The organism is Vibrio sp. 378 (genome assembly GCF_033339435.1).
Window position 1 is genome coordinate 1 of the sequence record NZ_JAWOUO010000504.1, and the last position, 728, is coordinate 728.

Genomic DNA, 728 nt, shown 5'->3' on the forward strand with positions numbered 1-728 from the left:
TACGACTCATTCTGAGCTTCCTGATCTGGTAAAACGATAGTCACTTGGCACCCAGATGGGTCAATTGACCTAAAATTGATGGAACCTTGGTGCGCTTCAATTACATCGCGACAAATAGCAAGCCCTAGCCCTAGGCCATTTTCCTTCGTGGTATAAAAAGGCTGATCAAGAGGGGTATTTTGCTCTTCGAGCCCGACCCCGTTATCCATGACGTCAATGATGACAACGTCATCACAAAAGCTGACATGGAGATCAACAAACAACTCTTTTTGCGAAGTCGAATGAGCAAGACAGGCATCTTTGGCGTTATTAAGCACATTAATGATCACCTGTTGCAATCCAGTCACATCCGCATAAACGTTTTGTACCTCGCCCGAATACATCACACCTAGTTGGATATTGTGACGTTGGAACTCATAATCCACCAACTTCATTGCATCATTGATGACGGCAGGTAAGTCAACCCAGCTTTTCTCGATTGGCGTCCGGTGAATCAAACTACGTAGACGCTGCACTATGTCACTCGCAGACGTCACTTGTTGTTGAATTTTCTCTATTATCGGCAACATTTCCTCGGGTGTAGTGCCTTGCTCCATCCGCATCTTTGCACCTTGACTGTAGTTTTTAATCGCAGCCAATAGTTGATTAATTTCGTGCCCGATACTGCTGCCTAATACCCCCACAATCGTAATCCGTTGAGCATGTTCCAACATGCTACTCTTGCGACG

1 protein-coding gene is annotated in these 728 nt (G+C 45.5%); it reads right to left on the reverse strand.

The window, feature by feature from the left end; genetic code table 11:
* A partial coding sequence (locus R7Q48_RS27200; protein ID WP_318133362.1) for a HAMP domain-containing sensor histidine kinase occupies positions 1-728 on the reverse strand: 728 nt, incomplete at both ends.